The organism is Streptomyces sp. NPDC048295 (genome assembly GCF_040652135.1).
Lineage (GTDB): Bacteria > Actinomycetota > Actinomycetes > Streptomycetales > Streptomycetaceae > Streptomyces.
On sequence record NZ_JBEZLL010000011.1, the window covers coordinates 182,250 to 199,863 of the forward strand.

Genomic DNA, 17,614 nt, shown 5'->3' on the forward strand with positions numbered 1-17,614 from the left:
CCGGCCGGTGCACATCGTCGAGCGCACCTTCGGCGATCCCGGCGAAGGCGCTCGCGAGGCTGCTCGCGGAACCCCTCGTGAAGCCCTGTACCCGGGCGTTCGCGAGGGGTTTCTCGCACGGACCGCGGGCGGGCCGGTACCCGGCCGCGAGGTCGGGGTGCTGGTGCTGTCCGGGTCCAGCGGACGCATCGAGGAGGAGCGGTGCAGGCTCCTGGCCCGGGAGGGCATGACCGCCCTGTCGATCCGCTGGTTCGGGGGCCCCGGCCGGCCGCCGGGCATCTGCGAGGTCCCGCTGGAGACGTTCGAGTCCGCGGTCGGGGTGCTCCGCGCGGGCGGTGCGCGGCGGATCGGCGTCCTCGGTACGTCCAAGGGCGCGGAGGCCGCCCTGCACCTGTCGGTGCTCCTGCCCGGTGTCGACGTCGTGGTGGCGCTCTCGCCCACCTCGGTGACCTGGGCGAACGTGGGCCCCGGCCGGGACGGGCGGGCCCGGCCGTACCGGTCCTCCTGGACCTGGCGCGGCGAGCCGCTGCCGTTCGTCCCCCTCGACGACTCCTGGGCACCGGCGCCCGGAGGGCCCGAGGGCGGTCCCGTGGCCGTCCTCGGCTGGTACGAGCAGAGTCTGCGGACGTACGCCGACCACGTCGGCGCGGCGGGAATCCCGGTGGAGAGGTCCGGTGCCGAACTCGTCCTGGTCGCGGGCGGCGACGACAGGATGTGGCCCTCGCTGCGCTTTGCCGAGGAGCTGGCCGCCCGTCGCAGGGCGGCCGGGCTGCCCGTACGGGTCGTCGGCGGCCCCGACGCGGGCCACCGCCCACGGCTGCCGGGCGAGGGCCCCGCGCCCGTCTCCGCGCAGTTCCTGTACGGCGGTTCGACCGCGGCGGACGCGGCCCTCGGGGCGGCCGCCTGGCCCTGCATCCTGGACGCGCTGCGCGGCACGCCCGCTCCGGCCGAAGGCGCGTGAGGCGGCCGGTCGCGGTGAGGCGGCCCGCGGTGGTGAGGCGGCCCGCGGTGCGTGGGAAGGCCGGCGGTCGTTCCGTCCGCCGGCCCGGCCCCTCCCACGGCACCGCCGCGGTCAGGACTCCTCGAAGTAGGCGTCCAGAACCTCGTCGAGGTCCGACGCCCACTCCTTGAGGCTGCTCCTGGCCGGTGCCTCGACCTCGGCGTTGAACCACCGGCGGGTCGACATGTGGACCGTCACGGTGAACCGGCGGCCGAACCGCGGGGTCTTCACCTCGACCGCGCCGATCTCGTCCCACCGGAAGTCGGCCTCCTGGTCGTCCAGCCGGAACCGGACGCCCTCACGGTCCACGGTGATCGAACCGCGGCGGTCGCTCACCTCGAACGAGGGTCCGTCCTCCGCCGCCGTCCCGTCCGCCGCGGGGACCTTCCCCGCGTCGGACTCGGCTTCGGCGGCGTCGTCCTGCCGCTGCTCGGTCCCTTCCGTGACCGTCCCTTCAGGCACCGTCCCGTCCGGCACCGCCTGTTCCGGCACCGCCTGTTCCGGCTGCGTCTGTTCCGGTTCTGTCTGCTCCAGGTCTGTCTGCTCCAGGCTCGAATCCGGCTTCCCGGCCGCGACGGGGGCCGTGAGACCGGGGATGAACGCCGGGTCTGTCCCTGCGGCGTATCCGGGCTGAGTGTTCGGATCTATGCGCTGCTCCACGGCGGGCAGTATGGCCGACGAAACTGTGCCGGGCCAGCGAGCCCGCCGCTGAACGGCCGCAGGAGCCGCCGGAGGACGACGTATATGAAGCCGATGGGGCTACGACACCGCGCCCCGCGCCGCCAGGAGTTCACTCACCTGCTCCAGCGGAAGCGCCGGTACATGGTGTCCGGCCCGGCCGGTCATCGAGTGCGCGCCGGTGAGCACGTTGAGCACCGCTTCCTCCACCGACTCGACCACCGCTCCGTAGAAGGGGTCCATCCGGCCCCAGGGCACGAAGCGCATCGACTCGTAGGGCGCGCTGCCGTCGTCCTCGGGGAACGTACTGGTCAGCGCGGTCGGGTTGGCCGTGGAGAAGGCCAGGAAGAGATCTCCGGAGAAGTGGCTGCCGGTGGTGCCGGTACGGGCCAGGCCGAGCGTCACCCGCCGGGCCAGCGCCTTGCACTGACCCGGCAGCAGCGGGGCGTCGGTCGCCACCACCACGATCACCGAACCCGCGCCGGGAGGCACCGGGCGCTCCCCGTCGGGCTCCGCCACGGGGGCCGGCGCCTCGACCGGGTCGGTCAGATCCCGGCCCACCGGCACACCGGCCACCACCAGTTCGCGCCGTGCGCCGAAGTTCGCCTGGACGAAGGCGCCGACGGTGTACCGGTCCTCGCCGTACTCCACCACGCGCGACGCGGTGCCCGAGCCGCCCTTGAAGCCGTAGCAGCGCATGCCCGTCCCGCCGCCGACGCATCCCTCCTCGACCGGGCCGGACGCGGCCGCCTCGATCGCGGCGGCCGCGTGCCGGGACTCCACGGCCGGACCGTGGATGTCGTTGAGGTGGCCGTCCCAGGTCTCCGTGACGACCGGCAGCAGCCACTCGGGTGCCATGCCGCGGCAGTTGGCGCGCACCCACTCGACCACACCGCGGTGCACCGGGCCGACCGCGTAGGTATGGGTGATGACCACCGGAACGGCGAGGGAGCCGCTCTCCTCGATCCACGCGGTCCCGGTCATCTCGCCGTTGCCGTTGAACGAGTGCCAACCGGCCGCGCAAGGGGTGCCCACCCCGTCCCGGCCGCGCGGCAGCAGCGCGGTCACTCCGGTGCGTACGTCGTCGCCGGCGACGAGGGTGACGTACCCGACCTCGACACCGGGCACGTCCGTGATCGCGTTCCACGGCCCCGGCTCGCCGGTCAGGGGAATGCCCAACTCACGTGCGCGCTTACGGTCTTCGCCCGGGTGATCTCCGCTCATGCGGAGAGAGGTTACGGGAACACCTACCCGCCGGACAGCCCCTGGGTGCCGGGGGTGTTCTCGATGACGATCGCGGTCAGCAGCAGCCCCTTCCCGGACATCCAGCGGCCGTGGAAGACCGTGGGGACGGCCCTCATCCCCGCCCCGGGCACCGGCTGCAGGTCCGGGGCCAGCAGTTCGGCGGTGAAGCCGCCGTCGAGGCGCAGCTCGATGTCGGCCTCCTCGAAGCCCAGCCAACGGTGGGTGAGCGGGAACCACGCCTTGTAGACCGCTTCCTTCGCGCTGAACAGCAGACGGTCCCAGTGGATCACCGGGTGCTCCAGGCGCAGTTCGCGCTCGCGTCGCTGTTCGGACGCCAGGGCGATGCTGTTGTGCACATCGCCGGGCAGTGGCGCGTTCTCCTCGGCGTCGATGCCGACGGTGAGGACATCCGGCCGCCGGGCCACGGCGGCGGCGCGGTAGCCGGTGCAGTGGGTCAGGCTTCCGACCGTGTTCTCCGGCCAGACCGGGGCGCCCCGTTCGCCCTTGAGGACGGGGACGGGAGCGATGCCCAGCGAACCGAGCGCGCGGTGGGCGCAGTGCCGCGTCGTGGTGAACTCCTTGCGCCGCTTCGCCACGAAGCCGCGGGTCAGCTCCTCCTCGCCGGGCAGCAGCACGGCGTCCGGCAGGTCGGAGAACGCCTCTGCCACCGCTACCCGGGACGGCAGGATTTTCTCGATCATGGTCTCCCCTTACCGGCTGGACTCCCCCATCCTGCCTGGTGCCGGGCGCTCTCCCCACCGTCCGATGGCACGAACGCCGACTCCACAGTGTCGCATCGGACACAGCCCTGCCGTCAGCGCCCTCTGCGCCATCCTCCGCCTTCCTCAGGACTCGGCGAGCCTCGGCCAGCGGATCCGCGTGGCGCACAGGGCCACCAGGACCGCCGAGGCAGCGACGGCACCCATGCCCCAGACCAGGCTGCTGGCGCTCGCGATGAAGCCGATCACCGCGGGTCCGGCCAGCAGGCCCGTCGTGCCCATGGCGGCGACCAGGGCCAGCGCGTCCGTGCCCTGCGCTGCCGCCGCCACGTAGATGCACGGCGTCACCGCCGCGACGCCGAGTCCGACGCAGGCGAACCCGATCAGCGTCGGCACCACACCGCCGGCCAACAGGGCGAGCGCGAGCCCCGCACCGGCGACCACGCTGCCGACGCGGACGATGCGCCCGTCGCCCCAGCGGCTGCGCCAGCCGTCGGCGAAGATCCGGGCCAGCACCATCATGACCGAGACCACCGCGATGCCCATGGGCGCCATTTCCGGCGCCGCGTCGACCACGTCCTTCATGTACAGCGCGGACCAGTCGTTCATGGCGCCCTCGGTCACCGTGCCGAACACCATCGCGCAGCCCATCCAGACCGTCACGCGGGAGGGCATGTTCAGCTTGCGACGCCTCTTCTCCGGCGCCTGCGCCTGCTCCTGGCTCGGCTCCTGGTCCTTCACCGGTGTCCGCTGTTCCTCCGTCAGCAGGCCCGACCGGGTGAGACCGACCAGCAGGAGCAGCAGCACGGCGGCCACGCCGAAGTGCACGGCGATGTCCTTGGTCACCAGGTTCACACCGGACGCGAGGAGCGCGGCGAACAGCGAGCCGGCGCTGAACGTCGCATGCAGCTTCGCCATGGCGGTCCGCTGATAGGTGACTTCGAGAGCCGCCCCCTGTGCGTTCATCGCGACGTTCAGGCAGCCGACGGCGATTCCGTCGCAGCAGATGACGAGGAGCGCCACCGGGTAGTCCGGCGCCACCGAGAGCGCGAGCAGGAGCAGGCTCAGACATCCGGCCGATACGAGCGCGAGGCGCCGCGAGCCCATGCGTCTCATCAGTGCGGCGGTGAGAGGGAACGACGCTGCCGCGCCCGCACCGCAGGCCATCAGCAACAGGCCCAGTTCCGCTTCCGTCAGATCCAGCCGGGTCTTGATGGCGGGGAGCCGTGATGCCCAGGTCGCGTACTGGAACCCGAGAAAGCAGAACAACGCCGCGATCGCGAGCTGCGACCGTCGGAATCGGTCAGGAACACCGGACACAGGTAATCAGCCCACTTCGTCTTCCATAGGTGTCCGATGCGATGGCGCATGGACGGGGTTCTTGCTTCCGGCGCGGGCGCCCGGCACCGGCCTGGACATGTAGACCGCGTCGGGCCCGTAACCGCTCGGGGGTGCGACCTCCCGGTGGGCCCGGTATCCGTTCGCCGCCCAGAAGGTGTCGCTGCCGGAGACGGCGACCAGGGAGATCTCTTCGTATCCCTGTGATCGCGCCGTTCCCGTGAAGTGGTGCAGAAGCGCCTTCGCGAGCCCTCTGCCGCGGAGTTCCTCGGCGATGACGAGATCGTGCAGATGCAGATTGCGCGAAGACAGGACGGTCTCCTCCGTCCTGCCCAGCTCCGGGTACCGGAACGTCGGGTAGGGCAGGGACAGCAGGTAGCCCGCCGTCCGGTATCCCTGTTCCAGTACGAAGCAGGTGCCGGGCGAGGCGTCGGCCCGGGACTTCAGGGCCGCCCGCCCCTCCGACAGTCCGTCGTCGGAGTACACACCGGCTTCGAGCGCCACGACGGCGTCCCAGTCGCGGTCGGCGATGTGCCGTATACGCACGGTCGTGACCCCTCTAGTCGCTGTTCACGCAGGTGTACGGAAGCGGATCGAAACCGTTGAACCCCTGCGTCATGTATCCGGTGGCATAGGCGCCGCTGGAGAGAACCCAGACCGGGTCCCCCGATGCGGCGGACACGGGGACGCGGACGCGATGGTGGTCATGGGCGTACGCGTCGTCGCTGTCGCACGTGGGGCCCGCGACCACGGCTTGGACGCTTTCCGTCCCGGGGTGCGAGGGAAACAGCAGCCGGTACTGCAACTGGTCCATCTCGTAGAGCCCGTTGAACTTCCCGCAGCTCAGATAGAGCCAGTGCTCGCGTGCACCGTCGATCTGCCCGCGGGAGGAGAGCCGTGACACATGTGCCCTGATCGCGCCGTGGTCGGCGACCAGATGACGTCCCGGCTCCATGACGAAGTCCAGAGGGGACCGGGAGGCGGCGCCGAGGTGCTGCATGCCTTCCCGGATCACGGCGAAGATCTTGTCCAGCGGAGGGTCCAGGGGTGTGCCCCGGCTGTCGAGGTAGCCGAGGGCGGGCAGGCCGCCGCCGAGGTTGATCCGGTCCGGCAGGATGCCCCGCCGATTCAGGGCCGTGAGCACATCGGCAAGGCGCTCGAAGGCGTCCTGCCAGGCCTCGGACGTCATCTGCTGCGAGCCGACGTGAACGGAGAGTCCGGACGGTGTCAGGCCCGCCGAGCGCGCCGCCTCCATGACGCGTACCGCGTCGGCTCCGGAGCAGCCGAATTTCCGGCTGAGACCCCACAGCGCCCCGTCCCCGCTGGTGGCCAGCCGGCAGAACACCCGGGAACCGGCGGCGTGGGCCGCTGTCGCCGCCACGTCCTCCAGGCTGTCGGTCGCGAAGTCCCGCACGCCGAGGCGATGGGCGTCGGCGATGTTCTGGTCCGACTTGATGGTGTTGCCGTAATGAATCCTCTCGACCGGCACACCGGTTCTGAGGGCTTGGGCGATCTCGTTGGGACTTGCGGCGTCGAAACCCGATCCCTTCGCCGCCAGTCGGACGAGGACCTCGTCCACGGGGCACGCCTTCATGGCGAAGCGGACGGCGATGTCCGGCAACTCGCTCAGCAGCAGGTCGTACTGCGCTTCGATTCCCGCGAGATCGAAGAAGATCCGGTCGTCGTCGGAGGCTTCCAGTGCGGCGCGCATCGGTGCGTTCAGGCGCATGACGGCGACCCCGGTACGGTCTGCCGGCCCGGCCGGTGAACGCCGGCGGACGTGCTCGCCCCGTGGATGCCTGCGGACGTCCTCGACCCGTGGAGCCCGGTGGATCCGCTCGCCTCCACCAGTGGGTGCCAGGCCTCGGTCAGCAGGGCGAAGTCCTCGATGTCCGACTGGGCCTCGTCGAGCAGTCGCCGGCCACGCGACACGAGAAGGTCGGCGAACTCGGCGTATCTGCCGCCCAGTTTCCGGTAGGAGCGATGCAGGACGTCCAGCCGGTGTACGTTCTCGTCGCGGTCCGCCCCGGCACTCTCCCGGGCCGACTCGGCCACCGCTTCCGGGCGTACGTGGAAGTTCTCGTCGGTCAGTGAGTCACCGGCCGCAGCCATCCGGTCGTAGATGCGGTTGAAGTAGAGCATCGACAGGAAGAACTTCGTCAACCGCAGCTGATAGGCCATGAACCCGGCGTCGGTCCTGCGCTCGGCCGTGTAGTAGTTCACGATGTTGCGGTTGTGCAGGACTCCGGGCAGCCTGCCGTCGTGCACCAGGTGCATGAGGAAGTAGTCGCTGCCGATGGTGTCGGTCGCGGGTGGCAGTGGCACCCGCTCGTAGACCTGATCCAGGAAGCTGATGTTGCACATGTCGACCCGCATGGGATCGACCAGGGTCAGGATCGAGTGATCGCCGGTGAACGGATCGGTACCCGCTCCCTTGAAGGATTCGTCGACCAGGTCCCGCTTCTGCTCGTCCGACCAGTGGCGCGGCGCCCAGAGACTGACGACGTCGTGGTGGACGCCGGGGTCCAGCCGGGCCATCTCGCCGATGTCCACCGACAGTTCACCCACGAATGAACTGCCCACCATCACCACGGGTTTGGGCGCGTGCTCCGGAGCGAGCACGGTCTCGGACACGCCGTCCACCGCGTCGGCCGCGGTCTTTCCGAGCGAGAGGAGCTCGTGGTGGACGGGAAAGACCGTCTCGCCGTTCAGCACCTGATACGTGCTGTCCGAATCCCTGCGGTGGACCGACCGGCACCCGAGCGCTGCGGCGATCAGGAAGGCACGATTGGTGCAGGCGCCGTAGGACACACCGGCCGGGAGCATGAGATCGAGCATCAGGTCCGGCTGGACGACACCGGAACGCCGGATCACCCGGCGCAGGAAGTCCCGCTGCTCCGCCTCGTCGAGGTGGTGCACGATCACCTGCGGGGCCCGGCGGCCCTCGCCGACGACCCGGGCGTGTTCGGCGAACGTCTGCTGCCCGGAGGAGTCCAGGATCAGCAGGTGCACCTCGACGCCGAAGCGGTCGGCCGCGTAGTCCGCTTCCTCACCGATGGCCGAAATCGTTTCGGCACAGGCCCTGTTGGTCGGAAGGGTCAGGCAGATTCTGCGCATACCGGCTCTCCCGTCGCCCATTCGGTCTCCAGCCCGTCCCCGCGCTCGTCCCTCTGCCCGGTTCCCTGCTCGTTCCAGGACGTCAGCCCCAGCAGTCTCTCGCCGAGGCCGTTCAGCGCGGCGGTGCCGTACCTGAGGGATTCGTGCTTCGTGGCATCGCCGACCAGCGTCCCGTTCCAGTCGGGTGTGCCGAGCCGGCGCCACGATTCGACCCGGGAGCGCCGCAGTTCCTCGTGCGACTCCAGCGCCGGCATCATGGAGAGGTACTGGACCGCGCGCACGCCGTCCTCCGAGGTGTTGCGTGCCACCCCGTGCGCGAGCAGACCGTTCCAGATCAGCAGGTCCCCGGCCTCCAGCTCGGGCCGGACCACGGGAAACTCCGCCCGGTCGACGTCCGGCCTGATCGGGTCCCGGTCCGCCGGCTGGGCGGTCTTCCACTCCTCGAACCGGCGGAACAGCTCGGGCGAGCACTGGAAGCCGCCCAGCTCGGGCCGGGTGTCGTTCAACGCGATGATCCCCTGCACCCGTTGGGGCAGCACGCCGAGCGTGGTATCGACGTCCCAGTGAAGTTCGATGTCGAAGCCCTTGTCCGTGGGCGCGATGAGCGCGCGGTCACGGTTCCTGATGTTGGGCGGATTGAGATTGAGCCGGTCCAGGGTCACCCACAGCTCTTCGCAGTCCCACACGTCGACGAACGCGTCATAGACACGCTGAGCCTGCCGGCTGTCCCAGATGAGCTGGTGGTGGTACGCCTCGACGAAGCCGTAGACATGCAGTTCCCGGTCGAGATCGGTGCGGAACGGCCGGTCCCCGTACCAGCTTTCGGGCCGTGCCGGATCGAGTCCCTGGAAGTCCCAGGTGAAGTCCAGCAGGCGCTTCGCCGCGGCGGCCGGGACGGCCTCCTTGACGACGACGTAGCCGTAGGTCTGCCAGAAGTCGAAGTCCGCTTCGGACAGCACCCGGAGCTCGTGCGACTTGCGGATGTCCCTCAGTGGCGTACGGGCCAGATATGCCTCACCGTCCGAGCTGAAGTACGGGCGGCCGGAGGGAGCTCGGTGCAGATACGGATCGGGCGTCGGCATGCGTTCACTCCAGGTTCGAAGCGTCGGTGGGGACCGGGAACGGCATCCGCGCGACCGACCTCGTCGTCGGTGCCGGCGGTGTGTGGTGCCGGGACCGGGCCTTGGACGTGGCCCGGTTGCCCGGTCGGCGGGCCGACGGATCGCCGGCCTCACGGGGCCGGCGTCCTGTCGGCCTTCGGCCGAGCCGTTCCCCGGCTCGACTCTCGTCGACCGCGCGGTGGCGGACAAGCCTTTCGGTGTACGCCGAATCGCCTCGGCCGGGCACCACGCCGACGGGCTGTTCCCGGCGAACCGGCTGGTGAGGGACACAACCGTGGACCGGCGGCGGAGCTCACTTGTTCGTCAGACACTGTGTCAGAGCCATGCCGGAACGGTTCAGTTCGTACAGGACGCGGGTACCGGCCCGGTGGCGCTGCACGACGCCCGCGGAGACCAGGGCCGAGAGGTGCTGGGAGACCGTGCTCGCGGCGAGCCCCAGGTGGTCGGCGAGGGCGGACGTGGTGATCGGTACGGCCAGTTCACGGACGACGGAGGCGCGCCCCCGGCCCAGCAGGATCGCCAGCCTGTCCTCGCGCGGCGGCTGTTCGGCGCCGCGCGGCCCGGGATCGGCGTGCAGGAGTCCCGCCCCCCGCGCCGTGAAGGAGAGCACGGTGCGCCCGCCGGCGACCGACCACCACGGGGTGCCGTCCGCGAACAGCATCGGTACGGCGGTCACGCGGTCCACACCGTCCGTGCGCTCGGAGGGGAGCCCGAGTTCGCGGAGCAGTGCCGCTCCCCCGCCCACCGCCAGGGTGCGCGAGCGGAAGAGGATCTCCTCCTCCAGGGAGCGCGCCAGCCCGACCCCGCGCGGTTCGATCGCGCTCCGCCAGAAGTTGGAGAACTCCACCGCCAGGTAGCGGAGTTGCGCCTCGGGGTCGCGGATCACGGCGGCGACCAGTGGGTCCGCGAAGGCCTGTGGGTACTCCCGGGCGAGTTCGTCACGGACGAGCCCGGCCGATGCGGACACCATGTCGTCGAGCTCATCGGCGACGCCCGCGCGCCGGGAAGTGACACCGCCCGACAGGAACGAAGGAATGCGCCCGCGCGGCCGGGCCAGCTCGACCACCGACCGCAGTCGCGGTGTCAGTGCCGCGTGCGCCTCGCGGGCCCAGGAGGCATGGGGCCAGGGGACGTCGGGGCCGTACCGGACCAGTAACGCGGCGGCACCGAACGCCTGCCACAGCTCGCACAGAGCGAGCCGCACATCGGACAGCTGTCGGTCCATCAGTTCCCCCGGCCCGCACCTGAGCGCACCGGGGCAGGCACCCCGGCGGCAGGCCGGGGATGAACCAACCGTCTTGATCTGAACCGGCGTTCAGTCAACGAACGCTGCACACCCACAGCGGAAGCATGCGACGGCTTGACCATGAAACCCGCCCATTCATTGTGGTCCAGACCAATGATGAATGAGCTTTCGACACCCGCCCGGCGACTGTCAAGAAGCCTGTGCTCCAGGTCACACCACCCATCACCCAGGGCGATGACATGCGCGCGAATTGTGACCACCCGTGACGTGGTCGTGCCGCTCGCGGGGCCGCCGAGCCGGCCGGGTGGACACCCGAGAACCACCCCCACCAGGCCAAACGCCCTCTGGTGTACGCCTGTTGGTCTGCTTCCCTTCGCCAGGCCGTAACCTGGCCGCGCCTCGCCCGGCCTATGGCCGGACGCCGGCCGGAGCCTCGGTCAGGGCCAGGGCCGTGGCGACGGTCTCCAGAACCTCGATGGGGCGCAGCAGATCCCCGTAGCCGATCGGCGGCCTGCCCGTGCGGGCCATCTCCAGGAACGCTTCGAGGCCGGGCACGCAGTAGTCCGCGCCCGGGACGAGGGTCTGCTGGACCATGCCCTCCCGGGTGAACGTCATCGCGTGGAAGGGGATCTGGTCCGCGCTCCCCGGCTTGACCAGATTCACGACGACGCGGGTGTCGCCGGCCGTGAACGACGCGACGACCGTGGTGTCGGTGACATCCGTGCGGACGCCGGAGATCTCGCCGGGGGCGAGACGGAGTGCGATGTCCACCGCGTGAATGCCGTAGAAGAAGATCCCGCCGTGGTCGCCGGCCGGATCGGCGGGCCCGGAGACGACGACCAGCTCCGGCTTTCCTCCCGCGGCCGAACGGGCCGCCAGCGCTTCGGTGTCCGGAATCCACCGGAGCGCCGAGGAGGAGGTCAGCGGCGCGTCATGGGCGCGCGCGGTGTCGATCAGGGCCCGGGCGTCCTCGACAGTGCGGGCGAGGGGCTTGTCGACGAACACCGGAAGCCCCTCGGACAGGAAGGGAATCGCCTGGTCCCGGTGGCGTGCGCCGTCCCGGTCCGCGACGACGACGGCGTCCACCAGGCCCAGCAGTTCCGCGGGCTCGTCGACGATCTCCGCGATCCCGCCGGTGGCCGCCAGTGCGTCGTTGCGCCGCCCGCGCCCACCGCTGAGCGCCACGACGCGCGCGTCGCCCGCCGCCCCGTCGGTGTTGAGGTGGCGCACGATCTGGTCGACATGGCTGTTGTCGGTGCCGACGATCCCGATGCGCATCCGGAAAGCTTCCCTTCGAGGCGACAGGCCTGTGGAACCACGCCCTCCCGGGCGTGAGGGGCGCCCCTGCGCAGCGCGGCACCGAGTCTCCCACGGGGGACGAACGGGTCACGAGGCGGCGTCCCGGTCCGGCTCCCCCGTGCCGGTTCCCATGGGCCGGCGGGCCCCCTCGGCGCCTCGTGCCGACGCGGCCCGGACCGGGATCGTGACCTGCCCGGGGTCACCGACCGGCGTCGGCTCCGACATGGAACCTCGTCAGCGCGAAGAGGATCACGAGGTCGAGTGCCATGACGGGGATGGCCCACGCCGGGTAGTACGGAACGAACATGAACTGGGTGATCAGACTGATCCCCGCCACGGCCACACCGGCCCCGCGGCCCCAGCTCTTGTTCAACAGGATCGCCAGGCCGGCGACGACGAGCGCCACTCCGACCACGAGGTGGATCACACCCCAGACCGTGAGATCGAACCGGTAGGCGTACCGGGTCGAGGCGGCGAACAGGTTGTCCTCTGCGATACCGGACGCGCCCATGAGAATGCTGAGCGGCCCGCTGAGCATCAGCAGGGACCCGGCCACCTGGGACGCTCCGTCGACCTTCGCGCTGCCGGACCCCCGGTGGCCCGGTGGCGTCTTGTTCGGTATCGCTGTCATGGCCACAGCCTTCCTGTTCGACGTGGCCACCGACGCGCCTGGCCCGTGCGAAGACAGCCACGTTCCCCTGCCAGGATCACCGCAATTCCCCGGCACCGCCACCCGGCCCCGCCGTAAATGGGATCGCGGCCGCCCACCGTCCGGCCCGGCGCCCGGAATGGGTCCCGGAGCGTACGACGGAGAAATGGATGACCCTCGGATCAATGCACGGAAATCCCCCTGCCGTCCTCGGCGATCTGACCTGAATCCCTCCATCGCATTGGCCGATGCCATATATTTCGATGCGCCGAACGAACACACGTCCGAACGACGGGGCAACTCATCGGGAATGACCGTGCGTTGCCTTCCGTCGCGCGAGGGGGATCCATCGTGACCGCACAGACATCCGGAGCATCCGAGGAAGTTCCCGAGGAAGGATCGGGCCTTCTGTCCCGCCGTACCCTGCTGCATCGTTCGGGTGCCGTCGGGCTGGGAACCTTATGGTTCGCGGGCGAGCTCGGCAGGGGCGCCGTCGCCCACGCCGACGGGACTCCGGCCGGCCACGCGGCCGCCGACGGCCTCGTCCGGGTCGACACCCATGAGAGCGCCAACCTGTGCGCCGCGCTGTCACCGGACGGCCGGACGCTCGCCATCGACGCGCTCAACGCGATCTGGCTGATGCCGGCCGGAGGCGGTACGGCACGCCGGCTCACCGACGATTCGCTGGACGCGACGCAGCCCCACTGGGCGCCGGACGGAAAGAGCCTGGTCTTCCAGTCCTTCCGCGCGGGAACGTACGACCTGTGGCGCGTCGGTGCCGACGGGTCCGGGGCACGTCGCCTGACCACCGGGGACGGGTACGACCAGGAGCCCAAGTTCTCGCCCGACGGCCGCTTCGTCGCGTTCGCCTCGGACCGGGACAACACCGCTCGCATCGAGATCCTCGACACGGCGACGGGCGCCCGGCGGGCGATCACCCAGCAGGACCGGAACCTCTCGATGCCGACGTGGTCCGCCGACGGGCGACAGGTGGTGTACGTCGCGGACCAGGGTTCGATCGAGTCGGTCGACGTGGCCACGGGAACGACCCGGACGCTGCTGACCGGCCCCGCGGACGCCGCGCTGTACGCCCCGGCGTCCGGGCCCGACGGCCGGCTCGCGTACATCAGGGTCACCGGCGCCCGCGCCGAGCTCATGCTGGGGGACCGGGCCCTGACGAAGGACGAGGACGTCTTCCCGCTCGCACCGGTCTGGCTGCCGTCCGGCGAGCTGCTCTACACCGCCGACGGCCGGATCTACCGGCGGCCCCTCGACGGAGGCGGGCGTACCGAGGTCCCGTTCACCGCCACGGTCGAGGTGCGCCGGGTGGACCACGAAGCCCGGCAGGGCCCCGACCTGACCGGCGACCGCCCCCAGGACGTCCTGGGCATCGCCGACCCGGCGCTCTCCCCCGACGGCCGGAAGATCGCCTTCCGGGCGCTGAACGCCCTGTGGCTGCTCACCGGCGCCGAGCGGCCCGTCAAGATCGTCGCCGACGGCTACTACAACTCCTCCCCCGACTGGGCGCCCGACGGCCGGTCCCTCGTCTACGTCAGCGACCGGGCGGGCACCGCGAACCTGTGGCGGTACGACATCGCCGAGGGCGCCTCGGAGCGGATCACCGACCTGCCGAACGCCCAGCTCGCGCCCCGCTGGTCACCGGACGGCTCCCGCATCGCGTACCAGGACGAGAGCGGCGCGAACTGGGTGCTGACCCTGGCCGACGGCTCGGTCACCCAGGTCACCCCCGCGCTCTACCAGCCCGGCCCGGCTGCGTGGTCGCCCAACGGCCGGATCCTGGCGCTCGCCGCGGCCGCCCCGTACTCCCGGCGCAGCCTCAACGGTGTCAACCAGATCCTCACCGTCGACCTGACCACGAACGAACTGCGCTACCAGCCGGTGGCGCCGGGACGTTCGCTCTCCACCCGCAACGGCGACGGCCCGCTGTGGACGCCCGACGGCACCCATCTCGTCGTCGGCATCGCGAGCCAGGCGTGGAAGGTCCCGGTGGACGCGGCCGGCCGGATCACCGGCGAGCCGGTGCGGCTCACCGACGAGATCGCCGACTCGCTGTCCGTCGCCACGCGCACCGGCACGCTGCTCTACCTGTCGCTGGGCCGGCTGCGCGCGGTGTCCCTCGACGGCGGCACTCCGCGCACCGTGCCGACCCGGCTGTCCTGGACCCGCCGTTCCGCTCCCACCGGGCGGACCGTGGTGCGCGCGGGTGCGGTATGGGACGGTACGTCCGACTCGCTGCGGCACGGCGCCGACGTCGTTCTGCGGGGCGGCCGGATCGAGGAGGTCGTGCGGCGCGGGAGCGTGCGGGGCGACCGGGTCGTCGACGCCGCGGACCTCACCGTCATGCCGGGCCTGATCGACACCCACAACCACTGGCACTGGCGAGGCCCTCAATGGGGCGACCGGCAGGGCCGCGCCTGGCTCGCCTACGGTGTCACCACCAGCCGCACCCCCGCCGACCCGTCCTACCAGATGGTCGAGACACGCGAGGCGCTGGCGGCCGGCACCAAGGTCGGGCCGCGCTACTTCGGCTCAGGTGAAGGGTTCGAGGGAACCCGCGGACGCCACCACGTCATGCGGCCGGTCCTCTCGCCCGAGCAGCTGGACCGGGACATCCAGCGGGCCCTGGCCCTCCGCTACGACCTGCTGAAGTCGTACATCCGGCTGCCGCTGGAGTACGAACGGGAGGTCGTGGCCCGCGGGCACGCCGCCGGTATCCCCGTGACCTCGCACTACCTCTACCCGGCGGCCCGTACCGGCCTGGACGGCATGGAACACACCGGGGGCGGCAACCGCCTCGGCTACTCACGGACGCTGAGCTTCGCCGCCGGGCGGTCGTTCCAGGACTCGGTGGACCTGCTCGTGGCGAGTGGCATGTGGATCTCCACGACCCTCCTGTTCGCCTCCGAACTGTTCGTCGAGGACCGCTCCCTCGTCGAGGACGAACGGACGAGGGTGCTGTACCCCGACTGGGAGTACGACAGGCTGGTCCAGAAGGCCGATGACGCCGCGTCGGGCGGTACGGATGCCGAGGTCAATCACTCCTGGACCGTCGGGGACTGCAACATGCTGCTGCGCGTGCAGCGGGCCGGGGGCCTGGTCGTGGCGGGCACCGACTCGGCCCTGGACGACATCGGCATCAGCATCCACCAGAACCTGCGGATCATGGTGAAGTACGGCTTCACCCCGCGCGAGGCACTGCTCACGGCCACCGGGAACGCCGCACGGGCCCTCGGTCTGGGCGACCGGCTGGGCAGGGTGGCGCCTGGCCACCTGGCCGACCTGGTGTGCGTCGCCGGGGACCCGCTCACCGACATCGACACGGCGGCGGCGGTACGCCGGGTCATGGTCGGCGGCCACGCGTACGACGTACCGGAGCTGCTCGCACCGTTCCGCCCGTCCGCCACGGCCACCGGCCGTGCCACGCCCCGCAACACGGTCGGGGCCGCGGCGCCCAGTGCGCGCGGGAATTCCGCCCAGTACTGGCACGAGGCGGAATGGCAGCACGTCGGTTGCTGCCGCTCCCGCTGATTTCGCGCACACCGGCGCACGGGTTCCGGGACCGGCTTCCACCGGTCCCGGAACCGCGTCGGGAAAAGGGTCCCCGAATCAGTTCACCTGTCGTTCGCGTTCGGCCCAGAAATCCTTGCGGAGTTCACGCCTGAGTATTTTCCCGCTGGGGTTCCGCGGAATCCGCTCGATGAACTCGTAACCGCTCGGGGACTTGAAATCGGCGAGCCGGCCCTGAAGGTGGAGTTTCAGTTCCCGAGGGGTGGCCGACTTTTCCGGACGCAGCACGACGAAGGCCCGCACCGCCTCGCCCCAGCGTTCGTCGGGCACCCCGATGACGGCCGCCTCGGCCACCGCCGGGTGGGTGCACAGCGCGTTCTCCACCTCCGCCGGGTAGACGTTCTCACCGGCGACGATGACGGTGTCCTTCAGGCGGTCGCACACATAGACGTAGCCGTCCTCGTCGAGGTATCCGGCGTCGCCGGTGTGCAGCCAGCCGTCGGCGAGGGTCTCCTCCGTCGCCTCCTTCATGTTCCAGTACTCCAGCATCGCCGCGGGCGTGCGCAGACAGATCTCCCCGACGGCACCGGGCTCCAGGACGCCGCCCTTCTCGTCGACCACCTGCACCGAGACTCCGGGGTACGGGCGGCCCGCGGCGCGCAGCCGCGGGCTGCCCGGGCGGTGGTCCGAGGGCGGCAGGCACAGCGCGGTGTTGCCGCTCTCCGTGAGTCCGTACAACTGGCCCAGCTGGCAGCCGAGGACTTCCATGCACTGGAGCATCAGCGTCTCGGAGATCGGGGACCCCCCGTAGGTGACCTTGCGCAACGACGCGAAGTCGGCGGGTCCCACACCGCGTTCGGACACCATCATCTGGAGCATCGACGGCACGGCGCAGGTGGTGGTGACGCCCAGCTCCCGGATCAGCCGCACGGCGTCGTGCGGGGTGAACATGCGCATGGCCACGCTGGTCACCCCGGCGTTGAACGCCTGCATGGCCCACCAGATGCCCGCCACGTGGAAGCCGGGGATGCTGATCAGACTGATGTCCTGCGGGCGCCAGTCGATCCAGTCGAGTCCGTGCTCCGCGAGCAGATCGCGGATCGCGAAGAAGCTGCGGTGGGCGAGGACGACGCCCTTCGGCAGGCCCGTGGTCCCGCTGGTGTAGATCTGTGTGACCGGGTCGTCGGGCGCGGCCTCGACGGCGAGCCCGTGATCCGGGAGCCCGGCCTTCCACTCCCGGAAGCCCGCGCCCCGGACGGAGCCGCCGTCGAGCCCGACGATCACGGGGCGGGCGGGCAGCTCCGCACGGATCCGGGCCGCGACCTCGGCGTACTCCTCCTCCACGAAGAGGAGTTCGGCGCCGGAGTCGCGCAGGATGTGCTCCACCTCGCCCGGGCTGAGCCGCCAGTTGATCGGGACGAGTACGGCTCCGGTCTTGGCGCAGGCGAAGAAGATCTCGTAGTAGTCCTCGGACTCCTTGCCCAGGTAGGCGACACGCGAGCCGCGCCCGGCGCCGGCGGCGAGCAGGGCGCGGGCCGAACGGTTGCTCTCCCGGTGCAGCTGCTCGTACGTGACCTCCCGGCCCTCGCAGTTCACGGCGGTGCGCCGGGGATGGTGGGTCGCGTGGAACGCCACCGTGTCGGCGGCGGTTCTGAGGTTCGGGTAATACATGCG

14 protein-coding genes are annotated in these 17,614 nt (G+C 70.9%); 2 read left to right on the top strand and 12 right to left on the bottom strand.

The window, feature by feature from the left end; translation table 11 throughout:
• The first annotated feature begins 7 nt into the window (after window positions 1-7).
• Complete coding sequence (locus AB0D53_RS18840; RefSeq protein ID WP_362447530.1) at window positions 8-961, top strand: acyl-CoA thioester hydrolase/BAAT C-terminal domain-containing protein; 954 nt, start codon at window positions 8-10, stop codon at window positions 959-961.
• A 111-nt stretch (window positions 962-1,072) separates the two neighbouring features.
• Here AB0D53_RS18840 and AB0D53_RS18845 read toward each other — a convergent pair whose 3' ends face one another.
• The 11 genes from AB0D53_RS18845 to AB0D53_RS18895 all read right to left on the bottom strand — a co-directional run bounded on the left by AB0D53_RS18845 (window position 1,073) and on the right by AB0D53_RS18895 (window position 12,394).
• Window positions 1,073-1,660: a hypothetical protein gene (locus AB0D53_RS18845; RefSeq protein WP_362447533.1), complete on the bottom strand. Its 588-nt coding sequence runs from the start codon at window positions 1,658-1,660 to the stop codon at window positions 1,073-1,075.
• A gap of 99 nt (window positions 1,661-1,759) precedes the next feature.
• Window positions 1,760-2,902 (bottom strand): P1 family peptidase, encoded by a 1,143-nt coding sequence (locus tag AB0D53_RS18850; RefSeq protein WP_362447536.1) that lies wholly within the window; start codon window positions 2,900-2,902, stop codon window positions 1,760-1,762.
• Between the two features lie 23 nt (window positions 2,903-2,925).
• Entirely contained in the window at window positions 2,926-3,624 is a 699-nt protein-coding gene (locus AB0D53_RS18855) for a 4'-phosphopantetheinyl transferase superfamily protein (protein WP_362447539.1), read from the bottom strand.
• 144 nt (window positions 3,625-3,768) lie between these two features.
• Entirely contained in the window at window positions 3,769-4,962 is a 1,194-nt protein-coding gene (locus AB0D53_RS18860; protein WP_362447542.1) for an MFS transporter, read from the bottom strand.
• A gap of 6 nt (window positions 4,963-4,968) precedes the next feature.
• Window positions 4,969-5,526, bottom strand: a complete 558-nt coding sequence (locus tag AB0D53_RS18865) for a GNAT family N-acetyltransferase (RefSeq protein WP_362447545.1) — start codon at window positions 5,524-5,526, stop codon at window positions 4,969-4,971.
• 13 nt (window positions 5,527-5,539) lie between these two features.
• The gene (locus AB0D53_RS18870; RefSeq protein WP_362447548.1) at window positions 5,540-6,709 is read right to left on the bottom strand and encodes a type III PLP-dependent enzyme; all 1,170 of its coding nucleotides are present in this window, start codon (window positions 6,707-6,709) and stop codon (window positions 5,540-5,542) included.
• On the bottom strand, window positions 6,700-8,097 hold the full coding sequence (locus AB0D53_RS18875) for a DUF6271 family protein (protein ID WP_362447551.1): 1,398 nt from the start codon (window positions 8,095-8,097) through the stop codon (window positions 6,700-6,702). Before AB0D53_RS18875 ends, AB0D53_RS18870 begins: the two co-directional genes overlap by 10 nt.
• On the bottom strand, window positions 8,079-9,179 hold the full coding sequence (locus AB0D53_RS18880) for a phytanoyl-CoA dioxygenase family protein (RefSeq protein WP_362447554.1): 1,101 nt from the start codon (window positions 9,177-9,179) through the stop codon (window positions 8,079-8,081). Before AB0D53_RS18880 ends, AB0D53_RS18875 begins: the two co-directional genes overlap by 19 nt.
• A gap of 331 nt (window positions 9,180-9,510) precedes the next feature.
• A complete protein-coding gene (locus AB0D53_RS18885; RefSeq protein ID WP_362447557.1) occupies window positions 9,511-10,443 on the bottom strand; it encodes a helix-turn-helix domain-containing protein in 933 nt (310 codons plus the stop codon).
• A gap of 429 nt (window positions 10,444-10,872) precedes the next feature.
• A complete protein-coding gene (locus AB0D53_RS18890) occupies window positions 10,873-11,742 on the bottom strand; it encodes a Gfo/Idh/MocA family oxidoreductase (RefSeq protein WP_362447560.1) in 870 nt (289 codons plus the stop codon).
• A gap of 220 nt (window positions 11,743-11,962) precedes the next feature.
• Window positions 11,963-12,394, bottom strand: a complete 432-nt coding sequence (locus AB0D53_RS18895; protein WP_362447563.1) for a hypothetical protein — start codon at window positions 12,392-12,394, stop codon at window positions 11,963-11,965.
• A gap of 369 nt (window positions 12,395-12,763) precedes the next feature.
• On the opposite strand from AB0D53_RS18895, the gene AB0D53_RS18900 reads away from it, so the two are divergent.
• Window positions 12,764-15,961, top strand: coding sequence for an amidohydrolase family protein (locus tag AB0D53_RS18900; protein WP_362447566.1), 3,198 nt, complete (start codon window positions 12,764-12,766; stop codon window positions 15,959-15,961).
• Window positions 15,962-16,039: 78 nt separating this feature from the next.
• On the opposite strand, the gene AB0D53_RS18905 is transcribed toward AB0D53_RS18900, so the two are convergent.
• Window positions 16,040-17,611, bottom strand: a complete 1,572-nt coding sequence (locus AB0D53_RS18905; protein ID WP_362447569.1) for a fatty acid--CoA ligase — start codon at window positions 17,609-17,611, stop codon at window positions 16,040-16,042.
• Window positions 17,612-17,614: the final 3 nt, after the last annotated feature.